At 66.6% G+C, this 24,941-nt stretch carries 25 protein-coding genes; 11 read left to right on the top strand and 14 right to left on the bottom strand.

Translation table 11 applies throughout. The features are described 5' to 3' along the window. Positions 1-7: 7 nt before the first annotated feature. Positions 8-649 (top strand): hypothetical protein, encoded by a 642-nt coding sequence (locus Q7V45_RS20355; RefSeq protein WP_304855445.1) that lies wholly within the window; start codon positions 8-10, stop codon positions 647-649. Here Q7V45_RS20355 and Q7V45_RS20350 read toward each other — a convergent pair. Beyond that, a complete protein-coding gene (locus Q7V45_RS20350; protein WP_304855444.1) occupies positions 646-921 on the bottom strand; it encodes a hypothetical protein in 276 nt (91 codons plus the stop codon). The genes Q7V45_RS20355 and Q7V45_RS20350 overlap by 4 nt on opposite strands. A gap of 144 nt (positions 922-1,065) precedes the next feature. Here Q7V45_RS20350 and Q7V45_RS20345 point away from each other — a divergent pair, with 144 nt between their 5' ends. The 4 genes from Q7V45_RS20345 (at position 1,066) to Q7V45_RS20330 (ending at position 4,518) form a co-directional block, all read left to right on the top strand. Further along, positions 1,066-2,499 (top strand): carotenoid oxygenase family protein, encoded by a 1,434-nt coding sequence (locus Q7V45_RS20345; protein WP_304855443.1) that lies wholly within the window; start codon positions 1,066-1,068, stop codon positions 2,497-2,499. A gap of 2 nt (positions 2,500-2,501) precedes the next feature. Further along, complete coding sequence (locus tag Q7V45_RS20340) at positions 2,502-3,167, top strand: glutathione S-transferase family protein (protein ID WP_304855442.1); 666 nt, start codon at positions 2,502-2,504, stop codon at positions 3,165-3,167. A 68-nt stretch (positions 3,168-3,235) separates the two neighbouring features. Beyond that, a complete protein-coding gene (locus Q7V45_RS20335) occupies positions 3,236-4,237 on the top strand; it encodes a nitronate monooxygenase family protein (protein WP_304855440.1) in 1,002 nt (333 codons plus the stop codon). Between the two features lie 20 nt (positions 4,238-4,257). Continuing rightward, the gene (locus Q7V45_RS20330; RefSeq protein ID WP_304855439.1) at positions 4,258-4,518 is read left to right on the top strand and encodes a hypothetical protein; all 261 of its coding nucleotides are present in this window, start codon (positions 4,258-4,260) and stop codon (positions 4,516-4,518) included. A gap of 32 nt (positions 4,519-4,550) precedes the next feature. Here the strand turns inward: Q7V45_RS20330 and Q7V45_RS20325 are convergent, their stop codons facing one another. From Q7V45_RS20325 to Q7V45_RS20280, 10 genes are all read right to left on the bottom strand, one after another. After that, entirely contained in the window at positions 4,551-5,771 is a 1,221-nt protein-coding gene (locus Q7V45_RS20325; RefSeq protein ID WP_304855437.1) for a nitrate/nitrite transporter, read from the bottom strand. Positions 5,772-5,785: 14 nt separating this feature from the next. After that, entirely contained in the window at positions 5,786-6,964 is a 1,179-nt protein-coding gene (locus tag Q7V45_RS20320) for an MFS transporter (RefSeq protein WP_304855436.1), read from the bottom strand. Between the two features lie 25 nt (positions 6,965-6,989). Continuing rightward, entirely contained in the window at positions 6,990-8,159 is a 1,170-nt protein-coding gene (locus Q7V45_RS20315; RefSeq protein ID WP_304855435.1) for an MFS transporter, read from the bottom strand. Further along, positions 8,159-9,514, bottom strand: coding sequence for an FAD-dependent oxidoreductase (locus Q7V45_RS20310; RefSeq protein ID WP_304855434.1), 1,356 nt, complete (start codon positions 9,512-9,514; stop codon positions 8,159-8,161). The genes Q7V45_RS20315 and Q7V45_RS20310 overlap by 1 nt, the downstream gene beginning before the upstream one ends. Before the next feature lie 57 nt (positions 9,515-9,571). Next, positions 9,572-9,892, bottom strand: coding sequence for a helix-turn-helix transcriptional regulator (locus tag Q7V45_RS20305; RefSeq protein ID WP_304855433.1), 321 nt, complete (start codon positions 9,890-9,892; stop codon positions 9,572-9,574). A gap of 80 nt (positions 9,893-9,972) precedes the next feature. Then, positions 9,973-10,266: a hypothetical protein gene (locus tag Q7V45_RS20300; RefSeq protein ID WP_304855431.1), complete on the bottom strand. Its 294-nt coding sequence runs from the start codon at positions 10,264-10,266 to the stop codon at positions 9,973-9,975. A gap of 109 nt (positions 10,267-10,375) precedes the next feature. Further along, positions 10,376-12,145: an arsenical pump-driving ATPase gene (arsA, locus tag Q7V45_RS20295; protein WP_304855430.1), complete on the bottom strand. Its 1,770-nt coding sequence runs from the start codon at positions 12,143-12,145 to the stop codon at positions 10,376-10,378. Between the two features lie 99 nt (positions 12,146-12,244). Next, positions 12,245-13,483: an organoarsenical effux MFS transporter ArsJ gene (gene arsJ, locus Q7V45_RS20290; protein WP_304855428.1), complete on the bottom strand. Its 1,239-nt coding sequence runs from the start codon at positions 13,481-13,483 to the stop codon at positions 12,245-12,247. Then, positions 13,483-14,526 carry an ArsJ-associated glyceraldehyde-3-phosphate dehydrogenase gene (locus Q7V45_RS20285; protein ID WP_304855426.1) on the bottom strand — a complete coding sequence of 348 codons (1,044 nt, stop codon included), beginning with the start codon at positions 14,524-14,526 and terminating at the stop codon, positions 13,483-13,485. The genes arsJ and Q7V45_RS20285 overlap by 1 nt, the downstream gene beginning before the upstream one ends. Before the next feature lie 16 nt (positions 14,527-14,542). Then, the gene (locus Q7V45_RS20280) at positions 14,543-15,391 is read right to left on the bottom strand and encodes a metalloregulator ArsR/SmtB family transcription factor (RefSeq protein ID WP_304855424.1); all 849 of its coding nucleotides are present in this window, start codon (positions 15,389-15,391) and stop codon (positions 14,543-14,545) included. 98 nt (positions 15,392-15,489) lie between these two features. Here Q7V45_RS20280 and arsB point away from each other — a divergent pair, with 98 nt between their 5' ends. Both arsB and Q7V45_RS20270 read left to right on the top strand, forming a co-directional pair. Further along, the gene (arsB, locus tag Q7V45_RS20275) at positions 15,490-16,545 is read left to right on the top strand and encodes an ACR3 family arsenite efflux transporter (RefSeq protein WP_304855423.1); all 1,056 of its coding nucleotides are present in this window, start codon (positions 15,490-15,492) and stop codon (positions 16,543-16,545) included. A 163-nt stretch (positions 16,546-16,708) separates the two neighbouring features. Then, a complete protein-coding gene (locus tag Q7V45_RS20270; protein ID WP_304855422.1) occupies positions 16,709-18,139 on the top strand; it encodes a serine protease in 1,431 nt (476 codons plus the stop codon). A 145-nt stretch (positions 18,140-18,284) separates the two neighbouring features. Here the strand turns inward: Q7V45_RS20270 and Q7V45_RS20265 are convergent, their stop codons facing one another. Beyond that, positions 18,285-19,517 (bottom strand): NADH:flavin oxidoreductase/NADH oxidase family protein, encoded by a 1,233-nt coding sequence (locus Q7V45_RS20265; protein WP_304855421.1) that lies wholly within the window; start codon positions 19,515-19,517, stop codon positions 18,285-18,287. 252 nt (positions 19,518-19,769) lie between these two features. On the opposite strand from Q7V45_RS20265, the gene Q7V45_RS20260 reads away from it, so the two are divergent. The 3 genes from Q7V45_RS20260 to Q7V45_RS20250 are packed head-to-tail and all read left to right on the top strand — an operon-like array spanning position 19,770 to position 22,858. Continuing rightward, positions 19,770-20,939 (top strand): efflux RND transporter periplasmic adaptor subunit, encoded by a 1,170-nt coding sequence (locus tag Q7V45_RS20260; protein ID WP_304855420.1) that lies wholly within the window; start codon positions 19,770-19,772, stop codon positions 20,937-20,939. Next, the gene (locus Q7V45_RS20255) at positions 20,932-22,158 is read left to right on the top strand and encodes an ABC transporter permease (RefSeq protein WP_304855418.1); all 1,227 of its coding nucleotides are present in this window, start codon (positions 20,932-20,934) and stop codon (positions 22,156-22,158) included. The genes Q7V45_RS20260 and Q7V45_RS20255 overlap by 8 nt, the downstream gene beginning before the upstream one ends. Further along, positions 22,151-22,858 (top strand): ABC transporter ATP-binding protein, encoded by a 708-nt coding sequence (locus tag Q7V45_RS20250; RefSeq protein ID WP_304855416.1) that lies wholly within the window; start codon positions 22,151-22,153, stop codon positions 22,856-22,858. The genes Q7V45_RS20255 and Q7V45_RS20250 overlap by 8 nt, the downstream gene beginning before the upstream one ends. Before the next feature lie 4 nt (positions 22,859-22,862). Here the strand turns inward: Q7V45_RS20250 and Q7V45_RS20245 are convergent, their stop codons facing one another. Together Q7V45_RS20245 and Q7V45_RS20240 are read right to left on the bottom strand one after the other, a co-directional pair. Continuing rightward, positions 22,863-23,564, bottom strand: coding sequence for a VIT family protein (locus Q7V45_RS20245; RefSeq protein WP_304855415.1), 702 nt, complete (start codon positions 23,562-23,564; stop codon positions 22,863-22,865). Between the two features lie 96 nt (positions 23,565-23,660). Continuing rightward, complete coding sequence (locus Q7V45_RS20240) at positions 23,661-24,443, bottom strand: sensor histidine kinase (RefSeq protein ID WP_304855412.1); 783 nt, start codon at positions 24,441-24,443, stop codon at positions 23,661-23,663. Positions 24,444-24,778: 335 nt separating this feature from the next. On the opposite strand from Q7V45_RS20240, the gene Q7V45_RS20235 reads away from it, so the two are divergent. Continuing rightward, positions 24,779-24,931 carry a hypothetical protein gene (locus Q7V45_RS20235; RefSeq protein WP_304855410.1) on the top strand — a complete coding sequence of 51 codons (153 nt, stop codon included), beginning with the start codon at positions 24,779-24,781 and terminating at the stop codon, positions 24,929-24,931. Positions 24,932-24,941 lie beyond the last annotated feature (10 nt).

The following is a 24,941-nucleotide window of genomic DNA, read 5'->3' as shown; positions in this document are numbered from 1 at the left end:
TGCTCCCGTGGAGCAAGCAAAAGCCTACAGTCGTACTCTTGAAAAAGGAATTGCGATGCCGGTTTCAATACAGCAGGAGCATGTTGCCTTTTACCACGAGCTCGGTCTCGCCATTACGCAATGGGCACATGTCGAGCGTACGTTGTGCGACATAGCTACTTTCTGCTTTGCGCGAGATCCGGCGAACTTCACTCTGGATCAGTACTCAGATCACTATGACACATTCTTTGCCATCGAGAATTTCCGAAGCAAAGTCTCCTACACGGATACTGTTTTCCAACGCCGGTTCTCCGCAACAGGACATGCCGCAGATTGGAAGGCGATACTGACTTCGATGGCTAAGCGGTCCAGAATACGAAATGCGCTCGCTCATAATCCAGCTCTGGGAATCTATGGAGCACCCGAAGGTCGGCGCTATTGCATCGTGCCGCGCAGCATCGAGCCTAGCAGGTCTCGATATCCAGAAGGTGCGCTCTTTCTCCAGGACATAGTCAGACATCGGCTCAAATTCTTCGCGCTGAACATTCGGTTGGAGCGCTTCTATCAGCGTCTTCGCGGAATGGAGTCGCTACATGATGCGGCATCTGAACAACCGCGAGATCCTCCACCTATTCAGGAAATCGTCGATGGAATATTTAATGTAAGTTAGCTGGTTCTTGAGATGTAGTGCAGCGGATATAGCTCGCGCGAATACTCGCCAAAGACCTTTGCCGCGGAGATCAGCGTTGCTTCGCTGATGTGAAACTCTCTGGCAAAGATCTTCTGCAAGCTGGGAGAGACTTCACCGAAAAATGCCGACATGTGGCCTGGCGCCGCCTGCGCGGCCTCGGGATGAGTCAGGCAATGAGCAAGCGCCTGGCCGTCCAGCTTTACCCTGTACGGTGCATTTATAGTCGTCAGGATGCTCGCAATAGGTGACATGCTTTTGCTCAATGATCTCACGATAGGGTACGTGAGGGCGCTGGACAACGCACGCAATGAGCCTCCCGATTCAGCCCTTGCGGGAAACGCCGTGTATCGATAACCTCTCATAGATACACGGCGTTACCCAGAAGGAGACCTCCCGTGGCCAAGCCTTTCCCGACCGACAATCCGTTCCTTCGCGGCTACTTCGCGCCCGTCAACACCGAGGCCGATGCCGGGCATCTCCAGATCACCGGCGAGATGCCCAGGGAACTCTGCGGCACGCTCTACCGCAACGGGCCGAACCCGCAGTTCGCGCCGCGCGGGCCGTATCACTGGTTCGGCGGCGACGGCATGATCCACGCCTTCCACATCGAGAACGGCAACGTCTCGTACAAGAACCGCTGGGTGCGGACGCCCAAGTGGAAGATCGAGAACGAGGAGGGCGAAGGCCTCTCCGGCACGTTCGGCAATCCGCGCTACACCGACCCGCGCGTCTTCGCGCTGAACTCGACCATCGCCAACACCAACATCGTCTGGCACGGCGGCAAGCTGCTGGCGCTGGAGGAGGCGCACGCCCCCTTCTCGCTCGACCCGAAGAGCCTGATGCCGGTCGGCCCGAAGGACGGCGGCTACGAGACGTTCGGCGACAAGCTCATCGGGCCCTTCACCGCGCATCCGAAATTCGATCCCGAGACCGGGGAGATGATCTTCTTCGGCTATTCGGCGACGGGTCGCTTCACCAAGGAAATCAGCATCCAGACCGTGACCGAGGACGGCACCGTCACGCGCGCCGAGATGCTCGACGGGCCCTTCCCCTCGATGATCCACGACTTCGCCGTGACGAAGAACTGGATCGTCGTGCCGGTCTTCCCGCTCACCTCGTCGATGGAACGCGCCATGGGCGGGCTGCCGCCCTTCGCCTGGGAGCCGGACAAGGGCACGCACATCGCCTTCATCCCGCGCAAGGGCACGGTGGCCGACGTCAAGTGGGTGACGGCGCCCCCTTCCTACGTGTTCCACCCGATGAACCATTTCGAGACGGCGGACGGCAAGGTCGTGATCGACGTCATGAAGTACGACGTGGCGCCGCTCTTCCCGCTGCCCGACGGCTCGCCCTCGACCAAGGAGCCGCCGGCGGCGCGCCTGTTCCGCTGGACTTTCGACCTCTCCGACCACTCCAATACCTTCCGCGAGGAGCAGCTCGACGACCGCAGCGGCGAATTTCCCCGCTTCGACGAACGCTTCTGCATGAGCGACTACCGCCACGGCTGGATCGTGTCGGGCAACATCGCCCAGACCGGACTCCGCCGCGGCGAGGGCATCACCCACTACGACCTGAAGACGGGCAGCAACGCGACCTGGAAGTCGGGCGAGGACGACCGGTTCGGCGAGCCGGTGTTCGTGCCGCGCCACGACAAGGCCGCCGAGGGCGACGGCTGGGTGCTGGCGACCATCTTCCGTTCGGCCGAGGGCCGCAGCGACCTCGCAGTCTTCGAGGCGACCGACATCGCCAAAGGCCCGGTGGCGCTCGCCCATCTCAGCAGCCGGGTGCCTGCGGGCTTCCACGGCAACTGGCGCCCCGGTACGCTGTGAGGATGATCACCGTCCATCACCTGAACAATTCCCGCTCGCAGCGCATCCTCTGGATGCTCGAGGAGCTCGGCGTGCCCTACGAGGTGAAGCGCTACCAGCGCAAACCTTCGATGCAGGCGCCCGACGAGCTGCGCAAAGTGCATCCGCTGGGTAAGGCGCCGGTGATCACCGACGGGACTGCGGTGCTGGCCGAGTCGGGCGCCATCCTGGAGTACCTGTCCGAGACCTATGGCGGGGGCCGCTTCACCCCGGCCCCCGGCACGCCGGAGCGGCTCAACTACACCTATTTCATGCACTACGCGGAGGGCTCGCTGATGCCGCCCCTGTTGATGAAGCTGGTGTTCGGTCTCCTGCCCGCGCGCGTGCCCTTCTTCATGCGGCCGGTGGCGCGCGCCATTGCGGGCGGCGCCGACAGGACGCTGCTGATGCCGCAGATCGCCAACCATTTCATGTTCCTGGAAGGCGAGCTCATGCGCCGCGAGTGGTTCGCCGGCGCGGAGTTCACGGCGGCCGACATCCAGATGAGCTTCCCGCTGGAAGCCGCCACGGCACGCTCGCCGCTGATCAACAAGATGCCGAAGCTCAAGGGCTTCCTCGACCGGATCCATGCCCGTCCCGCCTACAAGCGGGCGCTGGAAAAGGGTGGGCCCTACGAGCTGGCGAAGTAGCGAAAAAGACCGGGGTCGTGCTAGGCCCCTAACCGAACGACGAACAGACGAATCCAAGGAGCGAAACGATGGCCCTTCCCGCCCTGCTGCGCGACAACCTCTCGATCCCGGTGGTCGGCGCGCCGCTGTTCATCGTGTCCAACCCCGACCTCGTCATCGAGCAGTGCAAGGCCGGCGTCGTCGGCTCTTTCCCGGCACTGAACGCGCGGCCGAAGGAGCTGCTCGAGGAATGGCTGAAGCGCATCACCGGCGAGCTGGGCGAGTACAAGGCCAAGCATCCGGACAAGAAGGTGGCGCCCTTCGCGGTCAACCAGATCGTGCACTCGTCGAACGACCGCCTGCAGCACGACATCGACATGTGCGAGAAGTACAAGGTGCCGATCCAGATCACCTCGCTGCGCGCGCCCGACGACGTCGTCGTCTCGGCGCATCGCTACGGCTGCCTGGTGTTCCATGACGTGACCAACGTGACCCATGCCAAGCGCGCGCTGAAGGCCGGCGTCGACGGCCTCATCCTGGTCTGCGCCGGCGCCGGCGGTCATGCCGGCCGGCTCTCGCCCTTCGCGCTGGTGCCGGAAGTGCGCCAGTTCTACGACGGCACGATCCTGCTCTCGGGCTCGATCTCCAACGGCGCCTCGGTGCTGGCCGCGCAGGCGCTGGGCGCCGACCTCGCCTATCTCGGCACGCGCTTCACCGCGAGCAAGGAAGGCAACGCCACCGACGCCAACAAGCAGTGCATCATCGAGTCGACCGGCGAGGAGATCGTCTACACCAACCTCTTCACCGGCGTGCACGGCAACTACATGAAGCGCAGCATCGCGGCCGCCGGCCTCGATCCCGACGCGCTGCCGGAAGCCGACAAGAGCAAGATGAACTTCGGTTCGGGCGGCAACATGAAGGTCAAGGCCTGGCGCGACATCTGGGGCGCCGGACAGGGCGTCGGCCAGATCCATGACGCGCCGCCCGCCGCCGAGATCGTGGCGCGTCTCAAGGCCGAGTACGACGCCGCGCGCGCAGCGCTCTTCGCCGGCGAGACCGTGCCGACGCGGCTCCAGCAGGCCGCCGAGTAAACCGGCCGGCGGCTTCGCGGATGAGCGCGTCCCTGCTCCGCCTCGCCCTGCTGTCCCTGCTCGTCGCCCCCGGCGCCGCCGCAGCGCAGTCCGGCATCGACGCGCGCTTCAACGATCTGCAGCGCTCGATCTCCGCTCTCTCGAGCCAGATCGAGCAGCTCAAGGTCCAGGAGCGCCAACTCGAGCAGCAGCTCACGAAGATGCAGACGAGCTTCGAGCAGCGGATCGAACGGCTGGAGAAACGACCGGCCCCCAAGCCCACGCCGAGGACGGGCCGGTAGACGCACTGAGAGCGCGGCCTCGCACGCTCTCGTCAACCCCTTCGATCACCCGTGAGATTGGCGGGCTTCATCATGAGAAACGCCGCCAGCGCCACCACCATCAGCAGTCCGACCACGAGGAAGGCGAGGCCCCAGGCCATCGGCGACATGCCTCCGGCGAGATCGAGCGTCCAGCCCACCACCAACGGCCCGACGAAGCCGCCCGCATAGCCCAGGGTCGAATGCACCGCGAGCGTGGCGCCGCGCCGCGCGGGCTCGGCGTTGCCGGCCGCGCCCGCCGTGACCGACGAGGAATCGAGCCACACCACGACGCCGTAGGTGATCACCAGGAACACCGCCAGCCAGTAGCTGGTCGAGCCGGCGAAGCCCACGATCGCGGCGAAGCCGATCGACAGGATCATCGCCGTGGCGACGAGGCGGCGGCGGCCGAAGCGGATCGAGGCCTCGTTGCCCAGAACGCTGGCGAAGGTGCCCAGCAGCGCCATCACCGTGACCACCAGCGCCGGCGACAGCGTGCCTTCGGTGACGCCGGTGCTGCCCGCGACGAAGGCGAGGAAGGCCACGCCCCAGCCGCGCAGCGCGCTCATCTCCAGCGTATGGACGCAGTAGACGACCGAATAGGCGAAGGCCGAGGTATTGCGGACGACCGGCCTGAAATCGAACAGCGCCCCCTGCGCCTTCGTGCGCGGTGCCGGCGGCTTCGAGGACACGGACAATGCCACCATCGTCCAGGCGATCGCGGCGGTGACGGCGGAGAAGACGAAGGTCTCGCGCCAGCCGATCTGGTCGGCCAGCACGTCGCCCAGCAGGTAGGAGACCGCGCCGGAGATGCCGATGCTGGCCGCATGGCCGGTGACGGCGCGCGACATGAGCTTGGAATCGACCTGGTCGGCCAGCAGCTTGAGGCCGGTCATATAGGTGCCCGCCCAGCCGATGCCGGCCAGCGCGCGCGTGGCCATGGCCGACCAGAAGCCTTCGGCGAACAGGCCGAACATCAGGTGGCCCGCGACGGTGCAGGCGACGCCGAACAGATAGACCCGCTTGCCGTCAATCTTGTCGGTGAGCGTGACCAGCACCGGCACCGCCACCATGTAGGCGCCGAAGAAGATCGCGGTGATCCAGCCCGCCTCGCTGTTCGACAGGCTCCAGCGCTGCATCATCTGCGGCAGCAGCGCGGGCCAGAATCCCGCCCCGATCTGCACGAAGATCTGCGCCGCGCAGACGATCGCGACCAGGCGGGCGCCGGACTTCATCTTTCCCGTCTCCGTCACGTCTTGTTGGTTCCCGACCGTATGCCCACGAAGCCAAGTGTGGCAGCAATGGCGGCAAACCCCAGAAAAATCGCATAGGCCGTGGACGGGGACCACAGGAACGCCAGCGGTCCCGCTGCCGCGCCGGACACGCCGATCACGAACAGGGTGCCGCGGATGCTGCCGAGGTGTTTGAGGCCGAAGGACTCGGCGAGCCCGGCCGAATAGACGATCTGCAACGTGCCGATCATGGCGCCCAGCGTCACCGCATAGGCAATCCCGCCCCCGAGCGCCGGACTGGTCCACAGGCAGATGACGGAAAAGGCGAGGAAACCGAGGCCAAGAAGCCCGACCGGCCGGGCCCCGAGGCGGTCCACGAGCGCGCCGCTGCCCAACGTGGCGATCGCCTGGGCCGACGTCATCGCGCCCAGCAGATGGATCGCGCTGTCACGCGCGAGGCCCGCCTCACCCATGGCGCGAACATGGTCGAGCATGAGGGCAGTGCCGACACCGTTGGAGAGCACGGTGATGAAACTGAAGTACCAGAACGCGACCGTCCGTACGCTCTCGGCCAGAGTGAAGCCGGTTGCCGGCATGGCTCCGCCGGTACGCATCCGACCGAAATCACGGGCGTTGCCGGTCTCTTCGGGTCTGTTGCGATAGAATGCCAGACCGACGGGCAGCATGATCGCAAGCACGCCGGCGGCCAGCACCAGATAGGCCGTTCGCCAGCCGTCGCTCTGGATGATGGGTTCGACCAGCGGCGGAATGACAAGGCCGCCCAGCGCCAGCCCCATCATCGCCAGCGCCGTGATGCGCCCGCGAAAGCGGTCGAACCAGAGATTGACCATCTGCATGGTGACAAGGCTCAATCCCGCAATGGCCGAAGCGCGCAGGAAGAGGAAGCCGAGGCCGAGCGACCAGGTATCGCCGGTCAGGCTCATGACGCCGCAAGCGGCCGCGACCGCGGCGACCACCGGCAAGATCAGGCGCCGCGGACCGAAGCGGTCAACCAGCCGGCCGATCAAGGGCGCCGTGAGGATGCCCAGGAAGGTCCCCAGGCTGTAGAGCATCAGAACGTGCGCGCGGTCGAGTCCGAGGTCCGAGGCGATCGGATCGATGAAGGCAGAGACACCGACGGTCTGGCCGGGCGTGGTGGCGAAGACGCCAATCAGGGAAGCCAGTGCGACGAACATGCCGCGCCATGCCGAAGCTGTCCGGTCAGTCGGCATGGCTCGTGTGCACTGCAGGCACCGGGATCATCCAGAGGGCCGCGAAGGCCGTGAGGCAGAGGGCGGAGGAGATGATCAGCACCCCGGCGCCGAGCCAGTCGATCAGGAGGGCGAACGCGAAGGGCGCTCCGGCCGACAGAAAGCGCGACGGGGCGCCGAGAAGCCCCAAGCGATAGCCGTAGCTCTTGGGGCCATAGAGCGCGAGGGGCACCGTGCCGCGCGCGATGGTGATCACGCCGTTGCCCATCCCATGCAGCACCGCGAAGATGCTGGCCGCGAAGCCGCCGCCCAACCCGAGCAGAAGGACAGTGCCTACGGGATGCGTCGTGGTGGCGAGGCGGCCCGAGGTCAGGGGATGCAGGTGTCGCAGCGGCCCGGCCTCGAGCATGCGCGCCGCCACCTGGGCCGGCCCGATCAGGGCACCGGCCGCAATGGCCTGCGTGGGCGTGGCGCCGGCCGCTTCCATGATGCGCGGGAAGTGCGCCGCCATCCCCGACGAGACGATCCACGCGCCCGAAAAGGCGATGGCCAGCAGCACCATCGTGCGATCGAACGGCACCGGTTCGTCGACCGCCTTCAGGGTGGCGGCGAGATCGGTCGGGCGCGGCAGCAGCAGGGAATTGCAGGGAAGGCCGATCACGACATGCGCGGCGGCCCACAACAGGCAGGTCTCGCGCCAGCCGATCCCGGCGGCCCCCCAGGCGGTGAGCGGCCAGGCAACGGTGCTGGCGAAGCCCGCCAGCAGGGTGATGCCGGTGATCGCGCCACGCGCATCCTTGCCGTAGAGCCGTCCCAGCGCGCCGAACGCGGCGTCGTACAGGCCAAGTCCCATGCCGATGCCCAGCAGGGTCCAGGCGGCGGCGAAGGGCAGGAACGAATGAGCCTGCGACAGCAGCACCAGCGCCGCCGCGAACAGGAGGCTCGACGCCGACAGCACCCCGTTGCCACCGGCCCGATCGATCATCCGCCCGACCTTCGGACCGATCATCGCGGAGATGATCAGGGCCGCGGAGAAGGTGCCGAAAAACAGGTTGGTCGAGATGCCGATGTCGCGCGCCATCTCGTCCGCCAGCACCGCTGGCAGATAGTAGGTCGAGCCCCAGGCCAGGGTCTGCGCCGTCCCCAGTACGATGATCGTAGAAAGCCGGCGGCGATCCATCAGGAGGCTTTGGGACCGGCGCAGCAGCCGGAGGCCGCGGGCGCCGGCTTGGCAGGCGGACAGCAACCCGCCGCCGTCGCAGGCGCGGCCGATACGGGCGCGCCGTTGCAGACACCAGTCTCGGGCAGCAGCAGCTCGACGCGGCGGGCGGCGTCATGGTCGCCCGCCAGCTCGGCGGCGATCGAGCGGACCTGCTCGTAGCCCGTCATCATCAGGAAGGTCGGCGCGCGTCCGTACGACTTCATGCCGGCGAAGTAGAAGCCCGCCTCGGGCTGCGCCAGCTCGCGCGCGCCATGCGGGCGCACGGAGCCGCAGCTGTGTTCGTTGGGATCGATCAGCGGCGCCAGCGCCGGCGGGCATTCCAGCGCCGGATAGAGCGAGAGCCGGATCTCGCGCAGAAAGTCGAGGTCGGGCCGGAAGCCGGTCGAGACCACCAACTCGTCGACCGCGACGTGGCGGCCGGGGCAGCCCGCGCCCGAGACCACGATCCCGTCACCCTCGCGCGCGATGCGATTGACCCGGAAGCCGCTCTCGATCGTGACGCGGCCGCTCGCCACGAGGGCGGCGAAGGCGGTGCCCAGCGCGCCGCGCGCCGAGAGCTGGTCGGCCGCGCCGCCGCCGAACGACTTCTCCGGAGTCTCGCCGCGCAGCAGCCAGACGATCTGCGTGGCGGGCTCCTGCTCCTTCAGTTTCGCGAGGTCGAGCAAGGTGCCGACGGCGGAATGGCCACCGCCCAGCACGGCCACGCAGCGGCCGGCATAGCTTGGCCGGTCTCGGCCCAGCACGTCGGGCATGCCGTAGGCGATGCGGTCATGCGTCTCGCGCTCACCCAGCGCTGGCAGGCCGTTGGCGCCCGCCGGATTGGGCGAAAACCAGGTGCCTGTGGCGTCGATGACGGCGTCGGCGCGCAGCACCTCCGGTCCCTTGCCGTTCTGGTAACGAATCTCGAAGGGCGCGACGTCGCGGCCGCGCGTCTTCACCTTGTCGAAGCCGACGCGACCGATCGCCGTCACCAGGCTCTGGGTCCGGATGTGGTCCTTGAGCGGCGTGCGGGTGGCAAGTGGCTCGAGATACTGCTCGGCCAGCTCGGCGCCGGTCGGATAGTGGTCCGGCTGCGGCCGGTTCCAGCCCGCTTGGGTCAGCAGCCGTTCGGCAGCCTTGTCGATATTGTATTCCCAGGGCGAGAACATGCGGACATGGCTCCACTGGCGCACCGCATGGCCGACCGTCGGGCCGGCCTCGATCACGACGGGCTCCAGCCCGCGTTCGAGAAGATGCGCCGCGGCTGCGAGGCCCACGGGACCGGCGCCGATCACGGCGACTTTCTTCTTCGGAGGGGTGATTGAATCAGGCACGTTAACTCTCCTATCCTTCTAGAATATTGGAAAGATCAGACGCAACAAAATCGTCATCTAGGCGACGCACGTCCTCTCCGCGGCTGGGTGCACGCCATCGGCACAGCATTCCTCGGCCAGGTAGGCGAGCAGATCGTGCATCAGCTCATAGTTGGCGTGGCAGACCAGGGTCGCGCCTTCCCGCACCTGCGTGACGAGGCCGACGATCACCAGTGACTTGATGTGATGCGACAGGGTCGAGGCCGCGACGTCGAGCTTGGTCTGCAGGCGGCCAACCGCCATCCCCTCGGCACCGGCGCGCACCAAGGCACGATAGATCTTCAACCGGGTCGGATTGCCCAGCGCTTCGAGACGGGCAGCGGCATCGTCGAGCTTCATGAGTGAAACATAGGGTGTAGTTGGCACGAGTCAACCGTATTTCCAGAAATATAGAAATACCATTGTCTCCCGGAGGCATCTCATCCTGTCGTCGCGGGTGTCGGGTCGCCCCGGTGCGGATCGATGTCTTCGAGGAAGCGCCCCAGTGTCGCCAGGCTCGTCTCGTATCCGTTGCGGCGGGCATGATCGGCGAACCGGTGCGGGTCGACGTGGATTTCGTGGATGACGTGGCCCGCGTGGCGTTCTTCGGCAGTACGCCTTCGGTACAGCTCTGCCCATGCATGGTGAGTGGCCGGGGCCTCGCGGACGAGTTCCCGAAGGACGTCGTAGTCGTGCGAGGCCACGAGCGGAACGCGGAAAACGACTGTCGTCATGGAGACTCCATGAGGTCAAGGGATGGCGATGATCGGCATGACAGCCGATCGCCGGGCAGGCGTCGTTGATCCAGATCATCCTTCTGGGGGGAAGGTCCTCGACAGGCCGCTAGACCACCACGCTTGCCAGCGCCGCGAGCCCTTCGGGCGGGCTTGCCTGCCAGGGGAGCATGTAGAGTCGTCGGGCGAGTCCCTGCTGGACCCTCGCGATCTGCGCGCGCTCGCCGCGCAGACGCCTGACGAGCAATGGATCGTGCGTGCCGCTTCCCAACAGGCTTCGATTGATGACCCAGGCATAGGGCTCGATGTGCGCACGACGCAGATCATCCTGCAGCGCGGCGGCCTCCGATACCGGTGTGGTCTCCGGGAGCGAGACCAGGATGATGCGCGAGTAGTCGGGATCCTGCAGCCTCATCAGCGGCGTCACGACCCGGCCCTGGGCGTGGGTGCCGATGTTCCGTGTCATTTCGCGATGGTAGGCGCCGGCGGCATCCATCAGCAGCAGCGTGTGGCCGGTCGGCGCGGTATCGAGCACGACGAAGGCGCTGCGGGCCTCCATCACGATGCGCGAGAAGGCATGGAAGACTGCGACTTCCTCCGTGCAGGGCGAAGCGAGGTCCTCGCGCAGCAAGGCCAGGCCCGCCTCGTCGAGATCCGCGGCGCGGGAAGCCATGACCTTGGCGATGTAGCGCTGGGTTTCCTCGCGGGGATCGATACGATCGACCCGGAGGCCGTCCATCGTCGCACCGAGCGTCGACGCGACATGGGCGGCTGGGTCGGTGGTGCTGAGGTGAACGCCGTGTCCACGCTTCACCAGGCCCACCGCCAGCGCGGCAGCGATGGTGGTCTTTCCGACGCCGCCCTTGCCCATGACCATGATCAGCCCACGGCCCGCCGATGCGAGTTCGTCGACCAGCCGGCCCAGCCCGGGAATTGCGGGCGCCGCCGGTGTGTCGTCCGCGACGGCATCGACGGGACGCTCCGGCTCGCCGCCCAGCACCTGTCGAAGCGCATCCAGTCCGACCATGTCGAAAGACCGCAGCGGTATCCGGTCCTGCGGCAGCGTGCGAAGGGATTCCGGCAGGTCGTCGAGGACCTGACGCCCGAGCGCCTCAATCGATCGCGCGACCGCATCACCGGGGTCCGTCGCCGCAAAGACTCCGTTGATCGCGAGGTACTGGTTGGCGAGCCCCAGCGCCCGAAGCTCGGCGCTGGTCCGCGCCGCCTCGCGCATGGCGCCGCGATCGGGCCGACTGACCAGCACGATGGTCGTGCTCTGCGCGTCGCCCAGGGTGGCGAGCGCGGCCTGGAATCGCTCTTCCTGCATCTTGAGGCCGGAATGCGGGCCGAGGCACGAGGCACCGCGGTCGTTTCCCTTCAGGAACCCGGTCCAGGCCCGGGGCAGGCTGAGCAGGCGCAGCGTGTGGCCGGTGGGCGCGGTGTCGAACACGACGTGATCGAACGCCTCGGCGCGGGTCGCCAGCAGGCCGACGAACTCGTCGAAGGCGGCGATCTCCGTCGTGCAGGCGCCGGACAGCTGTTCGCGTACCGCGGCACGTTCGGCCTCGGTGGCCACCGCACCGAGCTGTTCCAGAACGCGCAGCCGATAGGCTTCCGCCGCGGCTTCCGGATCGATGTTCATCGCCGACAGGCCGGGCACGCCGGGTACCGGCTGCGGCGCGTTCGACAGCGTCGTGGCGAACATCTCATCGAGGTTCGACGCCGGGTCGGTGCTGATCAGCAGAACCGATCTGCCGCGATCGGCGAGCGCGAGGGCCGTGGCGCAGGCCAGCGTCGTTTTCCCGACACCGCCCTTGCCGGTGAAGAACAGGTGGCGCGTGGGCGCCGCGAGGAGTCCGAGCGGGATACTGGATGGCATGTCTTCACTCCGGGCACGGGCGGCCTGTGGGGCGTGAAGGTGGCAGGATGCCAACCGTCTCGCCTTGCGCCAGCGCAAGGCAGCGCCGGTTCGACCGGCTCAGGCCGCGCGCCCGACGGTCCGGACTTCGCCCCAGCGGGACGGCAGCAGGAAGGTGATGATCCAGCAGGCCAGCAGCATCGCCGCCGAGCCGCCGAGGCAGAAGCCGATGCCGCCCCACTGGTAGAAGAGTCCGGAGAGGAGTGTCCCGGCGAGGCGACCGCAGGCATTGGCGGCGTAATAGAACCCCACGTCCTCGGCCGCCTTCTCCGACCCGGCATAGGCCAGGATCAGGTAAGAATGCAGTGACGAGTTGACGGCGAACGGCAATGCAAAGAGCGCCAGTCCCACCACGACGACGAGATCGGGTCGCAGGTCGAGCGGACTGTTCAGGACGAACGCGATCGCCAGCGGCACGGCAAGCAGGAGGCCCGCCCACAGGCGCGCGCCCGGTACTTCACGGCTGAGCCCGTCGGCGCTGCGCGGCACCAGCGCCGGGGCGACGGCCTGCACCCCGCCATAGGCGATCGTCCAGGCGGCGAGGAACGCACCCACCTCCACGAAGCGCCAGCCCGAGGCGTAGAGGAACACCGGCAGGCCGACGACGAACCACACGTCGCGCGCCCCGAACATGAAGACGCGCGCGGCCGCCAGAAGATTGACGCCCGCCGACTTGGCGAACAGTTCGCGCATCGTCTTCGAGGCCTTCGCCTTGCCGAGGTCGCGCGGCAGCAGCAGCAGCCCGGCGAGGAGAACGAGGAGCAGCGCGCCCGCCATCAGCCAGAGTGCCGCGCGGAACCCGACCGCCTCGAGCAGCAGGCCGCCTACGAAGAAGCCCAGGCCCTTCATGGCGTTCTTCGAGCCGGTGAACCAGGCCACCCACTTGAAGAGACGACCCGCGCCCTCGCCCGCCGTCGCCTTGATGGCCGACTTGGAGGCGGTCTTGGTGAAGTCCTTGGCGAGCCCGGCCAGGCCCTGCGCCACGACGACCCAGGCAACGGAGAGGATGGAGCTCCACGCCGGATCGAGCGCCGACAGCAGGAACAGGCTCGCAATCTGCAGCAGCTGGCCGGTCATCATCATGCGCGGGATGCCGAAGCGCGTGGCCAGCCAGCCGCCGGCGAGATTGGCGACGATGCCGGCGAACTCATAGAGCAGGAACAGGAAGGCGAGCGTGAACGGCGAGTAGCCGAGCCCGAAGAAGTGCAGCAGCACGAGCATGCGCAGCGCGCCGTCGACCAGGGTGAAGCCCCAGTACGACGCGGTGACGATCAGATAGTCGCGCGCCTTCGTTCCCATCACGCGTCCGCGTCGATCACCATCCGGGCGAGATCGACCATGCGGCAAACATAGCCGACCTCGTTGTCGTACCAGGCATAGACCTTGAGCAGCGTGCCGTCCGTCACCATGGTGCTGAGGGCATCGACGATCGAGCTGCGCGTGTCGTTGCAATAGTCGGCCGACACGAGGGGCCGCGTCTCGTAGCCCAGGATGCCGGCCAGCGGCCCCCTGGCCGCCTCCTGAAAGAGCGCGTTGACCTCGGCTTCCGTGGTCGAGCGCTTCAGTTCGAACACACAGTCGGTGAGGCTGGCGTTGAGGACCGGCGCGCGGACGGCGTGGCCGTTAAGCTTCCCTTTGAGTTCGGGATAGATGACCGTGATCGCCGTGGCGCTGCCGGTCGTCGTTGGTTGCAGCGACAACATCGCCGAGCGCGCCCGGCGCAGGTCCTTGTGCGGGGCGTCGACGACGACGTTGGTGTTGGTCGGGGCATGAATCGTCGTGATCTGGCCATGCCGGATGCCGATCGACTCGTGCACGACCTTGACCACGGGTGCGAGGCAGTTGGTGGTGCAGGAGGCCGCCGTCAGGAGATGATGACGGCCGGGCTCGTAGAGATGGTCGTTTACGCCGACCACGATGTTGAGCGCCCGCTCGTCCTTGACCGGCGCCGCGACGATCACCTTCTTCACGCCGCGATCGAAGTAGGCCTGCAGCTGCTCCGGCTTCAGGAACTTGCCGGTGCATTCGAGCACCACCTCGCAGCCGAGGTCGCCCCAGGCGACATCTCCCGGCGACGCGGCGGCGCTGAAGCCCAGATAGGTGCCGCCGACCGCCATGCCACGCTCGCCGTCGAGTTCGAAGGAGGTGTGCCAGCGGCCGTGCATGCTGTCGAACTCGAGAAGATGCGCCGTCGCCGCCGCACCTCCCTTGATTTCGTTCAGGTGTACGATCTCGAGGCGATTGTCGCGCCGCGGATCGTCGACCGGACGCGGCACGCCGCCGAACGCGGCTCGCAGGGCGAGGCGCCCCATCCGCCCCATGCCGTTGATTCCGACTTTCATTGCCTGTCCTGCCTGCTTACGCCGGTGCGTGGGCGGAAACGCCGATCTCGTCGAGACGCTTCTTCAGCGCCATCCGGTCGAGCGACGCATAGGGAAGGTTGACGAAGATCTCGAGGCGCCGGCGAATCATGCCGTAGAGTTCGTTGATCATGGTGGCGCGCTCCACCTCCGATCCCATGAACTTGGCGGGATCGGGCAGCGGCCAGGCGCCCGTGACCGGCCGCTCGCCGAAGTCGGGGCACTGCTGGCCCTGCAGGACGTCACAGAGCGTGATGACGAAATCCATGCGCGGGGCGTTCGGTCCGGTGAACTCGTCCCACGACTTGCAGCGCAGTCGCTCGACGTCGTGACCGAGGGCGCGAAGCTTGGCGAGCACCTCCGGCATCGGCTGTCCCGCCGGATCGGAACCCGCGGAGTAGGCGTTGAACTTGCCCTTCCCCACCTGCTCGAGGATCGCCTCGGCCATGATCGAACGGGCGGAATTGTGCGTGCACAGGAACAGGACGTTGAAGGCGGGAGTCATGTGAACCTCGGGTTGATCCTCGGGGAGGAGTCGCGCCAGGTCGCCACAGAGGTCCGGTCGTCCGCCACAGCACGTCTCCGTCAGGAAGTTGAAGAGCGCGCGCAAACCGGCGAATCGGACCGCGTAGATGATGTTGCGGCCCTGCCGGGTGGACTGGACGAGGCCGGACTGTTCGAGAGCGGCCAGATGGAACGACAGCGTCGAGGGCAGCTGCCCCAAGGCGCTGGCGATTTCGCCGGCTGCCATGCCGGAAGCGCCCTTGGTCGCCAGAATCCGCATCAGGTTGAGGCGGGTTTCCTGGGAAAGGGCACTGAATCCGGCAGCAGCGTCCGACGCTTCCATTGTTCTCGAATAATCCAAAAATGTGACATACGTATTACTCGGCTGGCTGTCATGAGTCGATGGCCCAGCCTCGACAGATCGATCCGGAGACGACCCGCATGTCCCTTTTTGAGCGTTACCTGACCCTGTGGGTCGCCCTGTGCATCGTCGTCGGAATCGCGCTGGGGCATTTTTTCCCAGCCCTCTTCCATGCCGTCGGGGCGGCGGAGGTGGCGCACGTCAACCTGCCGGTGGCGGCGCTGATCTGGCTGATGATCATCCCGATGCTGATCAAGGTCGACTTCGCCGCCATCGCCGAGGTGCGGCGGCACTGGCGCGGCATCGGGGTGACGCTGTTCATCAACTGGGCGGTGAAGCCCTTCTCGATGGCCGCCCTCGGCTGGCTGTTCATCGGTTGGCTGTTCAGGCCGTGGCTGCCGGCCGACCAGGTCGACAGCTACATCGCCGGCCTCATCCTGCTGGCGGCCGCGCCCTGTACCGCGATGGTGTTCGTGTGGAGCAATCTCTGCGACGGCGAGCCCGACTTCACGCTCACGCAGGTGGCGTTGAACGACGCGATCATGCTCTTCGCCTTCGCCCCCATCGTGGGGTTGCTGCTCGGCCTCTCGGCGATCGTCGTGCCGTGGCAGACGCTGCTGTTCTCGGTCGCCCTCTACATCCTCGTGCCGGTGGTGCTGGCGCAACTCGTGCGCCGGGCGGCCCTTGCACGCGGCGGCCCGCAAGCTCTTGCCGCTCTGCTGGCGCGCTTGCAGCCGCTGTCGCTGGTCGCCCTGCTGGCGACGCTCGTCCTGCTGTTCGGCTTCCAGGGCGAGCAGATCATCGCGCAGCCGCTGATCATCGCGCTCCTTGCCGTGCCGATCCTGATCCAGGTCTACTTCAACTCGGGCCTTGCCTATCTGCTGAACCGGTCGGCCGGCGAGCAGCATTGCGTGGCCGCCCCCTCGGCGCTGATCGGCGCCAGCAACTTCTTCGAACTGGCGGTCGCGGCGGCCATCGGCATCTTCGGCTTCTCGTCGGGCGCCGCACTGGCCACCGTGGTCGGTGTCCTCATCGAAGTGCCGGTCATGCTTTCGGTGGTGAAGATCGTGAATGCGAGCAAGGGCTGGTACGAACGCGGCCAGGCCGTCTCCCGCGGCGGCGGCTCTCCGTCCTGACAAACCACTGGGTTGCCGGCCGACTTTGCCTCTTCCCGTCGTGGCGATAGCATGGTTCTGTTCATGACCATCGTAGGAAAGTCTTTCGCCGGCATGCTTCGTGGTTTCTGCTTTTCCTAGGTGCTTACGCCCCGCGACCCTTGCGATCGCCCTGCTTCTGCTGATGGGTCTTCTGCCTGCACAGGCGCAGAACGCGCAGACGCCAGGCGGCGTCTTCCGGTACAAATGGTCGGGGCCCATTCCCCCGGGTGCCATCACGACGACGGATGTCCAGAACGCCCTTGTCTGGACGCGCCACTACGGTGCCATGGTCGACGGCGATTCAGGTCCTTACACCCGGCGGACCATCTCGGGATGGCAGGCATCGAAGGGCCTTCAGGCTACTGGTACGCTGACCGCCTCACAGACAATGGATCTGGTCACGGAAGGCCTGAAAGCTCGGGACTCCCATGGCTGGGCCTTGCTGGTCGACGACGCCATTGGCTTCTCGGTCGGCATCCCGACGAAGTTTTCCACCCCGCGGCCGCCCACCCGGTCCCAGGGCGATTGGTGGTACGAGGCGTCAGGCGCCTTCGGCCACACCGTAACGGTCATCCCCCGCAAGGCGGCCTGCGCGTCGATGGACGACATGTTCAAGGGCCTGCTGTCCAGTTCGGCACCCGATCGGGAGGTCACCTACCAGGCCCGCAGGGACGACTGGTTCGTGATCGCCGGACGGCGCGGCGAGCACCGCTTCTACACGCGCGCCCAGTGCCGCGATCAGGCGATCGTCAGAGTCATCGTGAGTGTTCATGCCTCGCAAGCCGAGGCTCTTGGCTTCATGTTCGTCGCCGTTGCCAACAGCCTTTCCCTGAAGCCGACCCTCAATGGCCAGGCACAGCCATCTCCCCGGATCGTCTTCCCGCCGGCTCCTCCCGGCTACGCCGCGGCGTCGACCGGACCGTCCCCACCGCCGCCGTTGACGCCGCAGATACCGGAGCCTGAGCCGGCACCCCCACGCGCGCCGACCGTCGCGGTCGACAAGGCCGGCAAGACCGCCACCATCCGACTGACTCTCTTCGATGGGACCGAATTGAAGCCCCGCGAAGTCTTCGAGCGCGCTTCCGAGACGGTGTACGTCGTGCGCACCGGGCAGAAGCAAGGCTCGGCCGTGGCCATCAGCGACCGGGAGGTGGTGACGAACTGCCATGTGCTGGACTCGAACGTGCGCGCGACACTCGAGCGCGACGGACGAAAGCAGAACGCCTCGCTTACGTCGGCTAACCCAAAGGCGGATCGCTGCATCCTCACCAGCGACTCTCCCCTTCCCAAATGGGTCCGGGTTCGTCCCTATGCGGACATCAAGGTCGGGGAAAGAGCCTTTTCCATCGGCGCGCCCCAGGGTCTGGAACTGACCATTGCCGAAGGCATTGTCTCGGCCAAGCGCGTGATCGACGGCGAACGCCTGCTGCAGACCTCCGCCCCCATCTCGCGCGGATCCTCCGGCGGCGGCCTGTTCGATGCCCAAGGCCAACTCATGGGCGTTACGACCTGGATGCGCAAGGATGCGCAGAACCTGAACTTTGCCATTGCCGCCGAGGAATTCGCCAAATAGGCGATACCTTTGGCAGGCCGTTGAAAAAGTCGGAGTCTGGGCGAATAAACGAAACAAACGAAATAAACGAAATAAACGAAATAAACGAAATAGATGAGGCGGGAGGGGCGGCGCCTGATTCAGGTGGTTCCGACATAATTCCGCCTCAGTCGGAACGACCCTGGCGCCCCTGCAACGCCGCGGCGGTCTTCTCCTCGTTTTCGACATAGCCCCGGATCGCATCGTCTCCGGTCAGCGCGCGATCGGGTTCGCGTCCGTCGCCGTGCGCGATGAGCTGCAGGCAGAACCAGCCGAGTCCGGCCTTGGCGGGAACGATGCGCTCCTCGTAGGCCTCGGCACGGTCTGTGTCGCCATTCAAAAGCCGATTCGGCAGGTCGGTGTCGACGCACATCGGCCGGCCGAGCCCGATCATGTCGCACGCCCCCTCTTCCAGCGCCGCCTCCATCGCGGCGAGCGTGCGGAAGCCACCGGTGAGCATGACCGGCACCGTCGCCGCCTGCTTGATCAACCGTGCATAGTCGAGGAAATAGGCCTCCCGGCGCACCGTGCTTTCCTTCGCACCGCTGCCCATCATCGCCGGCTTCTCGTAGTTGCCGCCGGAGATCTCGATCAGGTCGACCGAGGCCTCGCCCAGCCACTTCACGACCATCAGGCACTCCTCGTTGGAGAAGCCGCCCTGCTGGAAGTCCGACGAGTTGAGCTTCACGGAGATGCAGAAATCCGGCGCCGTCGCCGTTCGCACCGCGCGCACCACCTCGAGCAGCAGCGAGGCGCGCGACGCGATATCGCCGCCCCAGCGATCTTCGCGCCTGTTGACCAGCGGCGTCAGGAACTGGCTTAGCAGGTAGCCGTGCGCGGCATGGACCTGCACGCCGGTGAAGCCCGCCTCGCGAGCGATGCGGGCGGCTTCGGCAAAGCGGCGCGGCACGTCGGCCACCTCGTCGGCCGTCATGGCGCGCGGGTGGGCGAAGGCGCTCTCGGGCAACGCCAGCGGCACCGCCGAGGGGGCCACGGGTTGCTCGCAGACGCGGCGCGGCGCCTGGCGACCGGGATGGTTGATCTGCATCCAGAGCTGCGTGCCGTTGGCGGTGCCGGCCTGCGCATAGGCACGCAACGCGTCGAGCCCGCCATTGCCATCGATCACCACATTGCCCGGGCGTTCGAGATAGCGCCGGTCGATCTGCACGTTGCCGGTGACGACCACGGCCGCCCCTCCCGCCGCCCATCGTCCGTAGAGCCGGACATGGCGCTCGGTGGCGCGGTTCAGCGCATCGGCCAGCCCCTCGGTGAGCGGCGCCTTGCCGATGCGGTTCTTGAGGACGATGCCGTTGGGCAGGGTGAGCGGCTGGGCGAGATGGAGCGGATTGGGAGAGGACATGGTGCGACTTTGCCAAACCCGCACGTCGCTCGCGAGCCTGTTGCAGCGCGAATGGACAAGTTTCTTCGGATCGTTGGTGAAGCGTAAGATGTCACTGGCTGCGCCCAACCGGCGCGATCCTTGATCGAAATCAAGGCGTAGACCCGACCCGGGTCATATCAGGTCTTTTTACAACGTACGGTCAACATGACGGCCAAAGCCGCGCTCGGCTCCCTATGGAAGTGGCGATGGCGGCTCCTGGCCGGCCTTGGCGTGATCGCCGTGCTGGCGACTTTCGGTCCGACGCTGTTGTTCGGTCCCGTGATCGCGGTCGAAGCGGTCGCCCGTCGCGACATCGTCCAGACCGTGGTCGCGGTCGGACATGTCGAATCCCGGTATCGCGTCGACATCGGGGCGCAGTTGACCGGCGTGGTCGCCAGCGTTCCCGTCGAGGAAGGCCAGGCCGTCAAGGAGGGAGACCTGCTGATCCTCCTGGACGACAAGGATCTTCACGCGGTCGTCGATCAGGCAGAAGGCGCGCTGTCCTCCGCGCAATCCCGCTTCCGGCAGATCGAGCAAAGCACCCTGCCGACTGCGCAGGAGGCCCTCGGCCAGGCGGAAGCCAACCTGCTCAACGCCCAGAAGACCTTCGACCGCACAAAACAGCTCCAGGAGGGGCATTTCGCCACAACCTCCCAGCTCGACACCGATCAGCGCGATCTCGACGTCGCGAAAACCCGCGTCCGCGCGGCCCGGCTGGTGGTCGCGATCAACCAGCCCGGCGGCACGGAATACCAGTTCGCCCAGAACGAGGTGGCGCGGGCCGAAGCGAACCTTCGGTCTGCCCAGGCGCGGCTGTCCTATGCGCGGATACTGGCCCCCCGCGACGGCACGCTGATCTTCCGTGACGTGGAGCGCGGCGACCTGGTCCAGCCCGGACGCATATTGATGAACCTGTCGCCGGCCGGTGAAATTCAGCTGGTGGTGCAGATCGACGAGAAGAACCTCGGCCTGATTGCGCTGGCGAACAAGGCGCTGGCATCCGCAGAGGCCTATCCCGACAAGACCTTTCCCGCCGAGGTCGTCTACGTCAGCCCCGCCGTGAACCTGCAGCGCGGGTCGATGGAGGTGAAGCTGCGCGTGGCGCCGGCCGACGCCCCCGCCTACCTGCGCGAGGACATGACCGTCTCGGTCGATATCGAGGTGGCGCGCAAGAAGGACGCCGTGGTCCTGCCGCTGCGTTACGTGCGCGACCTCGAAGGAGCGGCGCCCTGGGTGCTCAAGCTCGACGGCGGCCGTGCGCGACGTCAGGCCGTGAAGATCGGCCTGCGCGGCGGCAGGGTGATCGAGATCGCCGAAGGCCTTTCGGCAGGAGACCGCGTGGTCGGGCCGGATGCCACCGTTGCCGACGGCCAGCGGATACGGGCGGCCGCGCGTGAATAGATGGCTGCCGTTCGAATGGATCGCGGCGCTCCGCTTCCTGCGCGAGGGCCGCATGCAGACCCTGTTCATCATATCGGGCGTTTCGGTGGGCATTGCCGTGATCGTCTTCATGTCGGCGTTGCTGACCGGCCTGCAGGCCAATCTCACCAAGCGCGTCCTGAGCGCCCAGGCGCACATCACGCTGCAGCCGCGCGACGAGGTCGCCCGGCCGTTGAGACTGGGCGGCAAGGACCTCGAACTGGCGATCGTGCAAATGCCCCTGCAGCGCGTCCGATCGATCGACCAATGGCAGGCGCTCATGCGGGTGCTGCAGGACGACCCTGCCGTCGTCGCCGTGTCGCCGGTCGCCGCCGGATCGGCGCTGGCCGTGCGCGGCGACGCGACCCGCGCCGTCAGCATCGTCGGCATCGAGCCCGACAGCTACTTCCGCATCGTCCGGCTGCCGGACAACATCGTGGCCGGGACGGTGCGTCTCAGCAGCCGGGACATCGTCATCGGCACCGAACTCGCCCGCTATCTCGGCATCGGCGTGGGCGATCGCCTGACGCTCACGGCGGGCGCACGGACCAGCGGCGCGCTCACCGTCACCGGCATCTTCGATCTCGGGAATCGGCAAGTGAACGAACGCTACGTCTACGTTCCCCTGCGCACCGCCCAGAGCCTGCTCGACCTGATCGGCGGCGTGACCAGCATCGAACTCACGATCGCCGACGTCTATGCCGCCGAGACCGTCGCCCGCCGCCTCCAGCCGATGACCGGCGCCGCCGCGTACAGCTGGATCGCCACCAACGCGCAATTCTTCTCGGCGGTGCAGGCACAGAGCCTGTCGAGCGGCGTGATCCGCCTGTTCGTGGCGCTCTCGGTGGCGCTCGGCATCGCCAGTGTCCTCGTCGTGTCGGTCATCCAGCGCTCCAAGGACATCGGTATCCTGCGGGCGATGGGCACGTCGCGCGGCCAGACGCTGCGGATCTTCCTCATCCAGGGTGCGCTGATCGGCCTGATCGGTGCCGTCGTCGGCTCGGCTCTGGGCGCCGGCGGTTTGCTCGTCTTCCACGACCATGTGCGCCAGGCCGACGGGAGTGAACTGATTCCCCTTGTCCTCGAACGCTCGCTGTTCGTCGCCGCCGCCCTTCTCGCGACGCTGACCGGCGTGCTGGCGGCAATGGCGCCGGCGCTGCGCGCGTCCCGCCTCGACCCGGTGGTGGCGATTCGTGGCTGACGACGTCCTGCGCCTGGAGAAGGTGCGAAAGTCCTACAATGTCGGCCGTCCAAACGAGACCGAGATCCTGCATGGCATCGACCTGACGCTGGGTCGCGGCGAGTTCGCGGCCCTGATCGGACCCTCCGGCTCGGGCAAGAGCACGCTGCTGAACATCATGGGCCTGCTCGACCGGCCGACCTCGGGAAACCTGTTCATCGAGGGACACGAGACCGGCTCGCTCGACGACCGTGACCTCACCCGGTTGCGCGGCCGCAGCATCGGCTTCGTCTTCCAGCATCATCTCCTGATCACGGCCTTCACAGCCCTGGAGAACGTGATGATGCCCCTGCTGGTGGAACGCGGTTTCCCCGACGCGACCATGAAGAAGCGCGCCCTCGACCTGCTCGTCGCTCTCGGGCTGGAGCAATGGCAGAATCATCCCGCCAACGCCCTGTCGGGCGGCCAGCAGCAGCGCGTTGCCGTGGCGCGGGCGCTGGCCATGGAGCCGGCGCTGGTGCTGGCCGACGAGCCGACCGGAAACCTCGACACCAAGTCCGCCGAAGGGGTCTTCGAGATGATGCGGGAGGTCAACCGAAAGAGCGGCACCAGCTTCCTAATCGTCACCCACAGCCTGGAGATCGCGCGCGGCTGCGATCGCACCATCGAACTGGTCGACGGCCAGATCGTACCGGCCGGCGCGGTTCCCGCGGCCGACTAGAAAATCAGACGACCGTGCCGAACAGTCGGCCGATGCCGGCGGTCAGCGCCATGGCGAGCGCGCCCCAGAAGGTGACGCGGACCGTGGCGCGCCAGATGTCGGCACCGCCCGCGCGCGCGCCGATGGCACCCAGAAGGGCAAGGAAGACCAGCGAGGCCGCGCTGACCGCGACCACCAGCCGCTCCGCCGGCGCCAGCACGACCATCAGCAGCGGCATGGCCGCACCGACCGCAAAGGTTGCGGCCGAGGTCAAGGCGGCCTGCAGCGGGCGGGCCGTGGTGGTGTCCGATATTCCGAGTTCGTCGCGCGCGTGGGCCGCCAGCGCGCCCTTCGCCATCAACTGCTTGGCCACCCGGCCCGCCAGTTCCGGCTCGACTCCGCGCCCGACGTAGATCTCGGTCAACTCGTCGCGTTCGAACTCGGGACTGGCCGCCAGCTCGGCGCCCTCGCGCACGAGGTCGGCCTTCTCCGTATCGGCCTGGGAACTCACAGAGACGTATTCTCCAGCGGCCATCGACATGGCCCCGGCCACCAGACCGGCTACGCCCGCGATCAGCACGTCGCCGGGCGCGGTCGCGGCCGCCGCCACGCCCACGATCAGGCTTGCCGTCGAGACGATGCCGTCGTTGGCGCCGAGCACGGCGGCCCGCAGCCAGCCGATCCGTTGGACGAGATGGTTCTCGCGATGCAGGCGGAGCCTGGTCACGTGCTTTGCCGCAGATCGCTCTGGAGGATGAGCGGAATGATGCCGACGGACATGGTGCTGTTTCCTCAGGGAGCGGTGGCCACTCCGCCGAGGTGTCTAGGCGAATGCCACGGCGAACTCAGGCCCCCCGCAGTGCGTACAGCGGCCGACCCGAAGCGCCCCGCCGATCTGTTCGACCAGTGCCTGCACGATCTTCATGCCGAGCCCCTTGGACGCGACCGGATCGAAGCCTTCGGGCAGCGGCGGGCCCTCGTTGCAAACCGACAGAAGATGCCCGCCCTCTGGCGGCTCCTCCAGCCGAACCGTGATGATGCCTCCGCCATGCTTGGCGGCATTGGTGATCAGTTCGTTCACGATCAGGCTGAGCGGCACGGCGGTCCTGGCCGGCAGGCTCGCATCGGCACCCTCGACGACGATCGTCTGCTTGCGGCGTTCATCCGACGCCAATATCGACCTGTATTCGCCGCATAGCTCCTGAAGGAACGGCTTGAACGCCACGGACACTTGGCCGTCGAGCGCATGCAGGCGTCGGTGGACCCGGGCGAGAGTGGCGACGCGCTTGGCGGCCGTCGAGAGATGCTCGGCGGCTTCGGCGTTGGGCTCCGACCGGCTCTGCAGCGACAGCAGGCTCACGATCATCTGCAGGCCGTTGAGCAAACGGTGATCGGCCTCCATGCTCAGGACCTCGCGATTGTGGATCAGTTCGTCCTTCTGGCGCATCAAGGCTTCCTCGCTGGCAAGCGTCTCGCGCAAGCGGGTTTCCGTGCCGCGACGTTCGTCGATCTCGCGCTCGTAGCTTGCAACCGAGCGGGGCGCTTCCTTGCGGAGTCCCAGGTTGGTCGTGAAAACTTTCGAAAGCCGGGATTGTTCGAATGCCATGAGGCCGACCTCCCCCGATGTGCTCCGGACGTCCGAAGCCGGGTGACTGTAGCATGACTGCACATGGTGCCGGTTGATCTTGGTCAACCACGGCCCGCATTCGGCCATTGGCAGTTGCGGGGGTCCAGCAACGAGGCAGCGGATCCCGCCTCTGGACACCTCAATGCTTGCGCCTATTGCAACGTGGAGTCGAGACACAATGTCGGATATCAGACACTTATCCGAGTGCGACATGAGACGCATTCCCCGCGAAGGCCGCCCCGGAAGCGACGACTCGACATTGCCGGCCGGCAAGCGCAAGTTGCATCATGGCCCCGGTGCCATTGGGTGGTGCAATGCAATCGTTCATTCACCGCAAGAATCTCGAGAACTACCGAAAGCAGCTCGCCATTACGCAAGACGAGGCGACGCGCGCACAGCTCGAGGTGCTGCTGGCCGAAGAAGAAGCGAAAGAGCCAGCGGCGTCCCGGAGGCGGGACGAGGAGTGACGCGGGCTCC

Source organism: Reyranella sp. (assembly GCF_030651995.1).
In the GTDB taxonomy this organism is placed as follows: domain Bacteria; phylum Pseudomonadota; class Alphaproteobacteria; order Reyranellales; family Reyranellaceae; genus Reyranella.
The sequence above is the reverse complement of the archived record's forward strand: the minus strand, read 5'-3'. Positions and strand labels throughout refer to the sequence as shown.